This is a genomic window from Segeticoccus rhizosphaerae (genome assembly GCF_009192725.1).
Lineage (GTDB): Bacteria > Actinomycetota > Actinomycetes > Actinomycetales > Dermatophilaceae > Segeticoccus > Segeticoccus rhizosphaerae.
Genome location: NZ_VOHR01000472.1, coordinates 1 through 2,132 on the forward strand (window position 1 = coordinate 1; position 2,132 = coordinate 2,132).

Annotated in this window: 4 protein-coding genes; 1 reads left to right on the forward strand and 3 read right to left on the reverse strand. The window is 72.0% G+C overall.

What is annotated here, in order from left to right:
- The coding region (locus tag FRW57_RS20730) for a hypothetical protein (RefSeq protein ID WP_152186950.1) at window positions 1-391 on the reverse strand (391 nt) is incomplete at its 3' end.
- Between the two features lie 132 nt (window positions 392-523).
- On the reverse strand, window positions 524-688 hold the full coding sequence (locus tag FRW57_RS24190; protein ID WP_137122401.1) for a DUF5679 domain-containing protein: 165 nt from the start codon (window positions 686-688) through the stop codon (window positions 524-526).
- Between the two features lie 286 nt (window positions 689-974).
- On the opposite strand from FRW57_RS24190, the gene FRW57_RS20735 reads away from it, so the two are divergent.
- Window positions 975-1,541, forward strand: coding sequence for a M48 metallopeptidase family protein (locus FRW57_RS20735; RefSeq protein WP_202911606.1), 567 nt, complete (start codon window positions 975-977; stop codon window positions 1,539-1,541).
- 34 nt (window positions 1,542-1,575) lie between these two features.
- Here FRW57_RS20735 and FRW57_RS20740 read toward each other — a convergent pair.
- A partial coding sequence (locus FRW57_RS20740; RefSeq protein WP_203230462.1) for an NUDIX hydrolase occupies window positions 1,576-2,132 on the reverse strand: 557 nt, incomplete at its 5' end.

Here is a 2,132-nt window from a genome sequence, read left to right on the forward strand (position 1 = left end):
GCCGGCGCCGGGCCGCGAGCTGGCGCAGGCCGTCACCCGCCAGCCGGTAGGCGAGGGCCAGGCCGTCGGCGTCGCACCGCTGGGTATCCTGTGGTGCCCGCTCGAGCAGGCACAGGTCGGCCCGGTCCGTGGGGTCCTCGACCAGGAGGCGGTGTCGGCGCAGCTCGGCGAGCAGGAGGTCCAGGCGGGCGGCGCTGACGCCACGGTCCTGCGCCACGGCATACAGCTGGGTGTGGTCCAGGCTGCCGTCGAGGTGCTCGACCAGCGTGATCTCGTCCTCGCTCAGGCCTTCGACGACCAACCCCGTGTCCGGGAGCAGGCCGAACTGCACAGCGTCGGGCGACCGGCGCAACGCTCGGACGTGGTTCTTGAGGCGGGGACGGACAGACATCGGGACCTCCGGCTGGGCAACATGCTCGACCCTGCCACCGCACCGGACTGCCGGGAGGCCGCTGTCCACAGGCACGACGAAGGGGCGGGACCCGGCAGCTGCCGGGTCCCGCCCCTTCGTCGTGCTCTCAGGTCACGCCTTGCCCAGGATGCGGTTGAGGTTGGTGCCGCACACGGGGCACTTGCCCTTGGCCATGCGACGGCCGTTCGTCTCGACCACGTTGCCCTCAGCTTCGCGCTTCTCCTTGCACTTCACGCAGTAGAAGTCGCCCTTGTAGGTCTCGCCGGTCTCAGCCATACGTGTTCGTCTCCTTGTCTGTCGCACCGCTCTGCCGCGGCACCGGACTCCGATCACCCTAAACCAGGCTGAGCACAACATCGCACTTCGTGGGGGTGTTTCCGGGCGTGTTTTCGTGCTCAGGACCCGCTCTCGCCCCCCTCGGGCTCCCGCGCCGGACTCCGTCCGCGAAGGTGTCCTCGCCGGCCACCGACGGGCTCCACCGGTGCTGACCTGCGGTGTCGCGGGTTGTCCACAGGCCGCGCGCGTCCCGTGCGACGTCGGCGTTGTGGATTATCGTCGGAAGATGAGCAGCGGACCGATCGAGGTGCGGCGGAGCAGACGGCGGCGGCGCACGGTGAGTGCCTACCGCGAGGACGGCCGCACGATCGTGCTCATCCCGGGCCACCTCAGCGCGGCCGACGAGCGCCGGTGGGTGGACACCATGCTGCGCAAGCTCGACGCCGGGGAGCGTCGCAGGCGGCCCAGTGACACCCAGCTCATGGAGCGGGCCCAGGGCCTGTCCCGGCGCTACCTGGGGGGAGCGGCCCTGCCGAGGACGATCCGCTGGGTCGACAACCAGAACTCGAGGTGGGGATCGTGCACGCCCGCCGACGCCAGCATCCGCATCTCCGACCGGCTCAAGGGGATGCCCGGCTGGGTGCTCGACTACGTCATCCTGCACGAGCTCGCCCACCTGCTGCAGCCGGGGCACGGCGAGACCTTCTGGGGACTCCTCACGGCCTATCCGCGCACCGAGCGGGCCCGCGGCTACCTCGAAGGGGTGGCCGCGACCGCGGGCCTGGACCTGTCCGACGACGACCCCGCGGACGACTGGGACCCGGACGGCACGGAGGCCACCCAGCCGCGATGACCGCACCGGTGGGTGACGGTCACGCCCGTGATCGTCAGCCGAGCCCGAGGTGGCGCCGGGCGGCCGCGATCTGCCGCGGCAGGTCCGGTGACGCCTCGGCGGGAAGGTCGTCGATCGGCCACCACCGCACGTCGAGGGACTCCTCGCTGACCGCGTGGCCGGCACCGGCCGGCGCCGTCCCCGCGAACCGCACGTCGAAGTGCGTTCGGCAGTTGCCGAACGTCGGGGGAAGGTCATGGATCGAGAGCTCGCTGATGCCGGGAGCCAGCTCCAGGTCGAGGATCCCGGACTCCTCGCGGGCCTCCCGTGTCGCGGCGGCATGGACGTCCGCATCGTCGGCCTCGAGGTGACCACCGAACTGGAACCATCGACCCGCCTTGCGGTGCAGCGTGAGCAGCACCCGCGCACCGGCCCGGTCGAGCACGATCGCGCTGGCGGTCAGGTGGCCCGGCGGCCCGTGCCGGTGGACCGCGGCCGGCCCGGTGCCCAGCAGCAGGTCGAGGAAGGCCTGCGCCAGGAAGTCCTGCGCCAGGTCCGGCGCGTCCCACCGCTGCAGCAACCGCACGGCGTCGGCGTGCAGGTGCGCGAGCC

Excerpts from the sequence above, each read along its gene's own strand:
- FRW57_RS24190 (WP_137122401.1), bottom strand. The coding sequence starts at position 688 with ATGGCTGAGACCGGCGAGACCTACAAGGGCGACTTCTACTGCGTGAAG.
- FRW57_RS20735 (WP_202911606.1), top strand. The coding sequence starts at position 975 with ATGAGCAGCGGACCGATCGAGGTGCGGCGGAGCAGACGGCGGCGGCGC.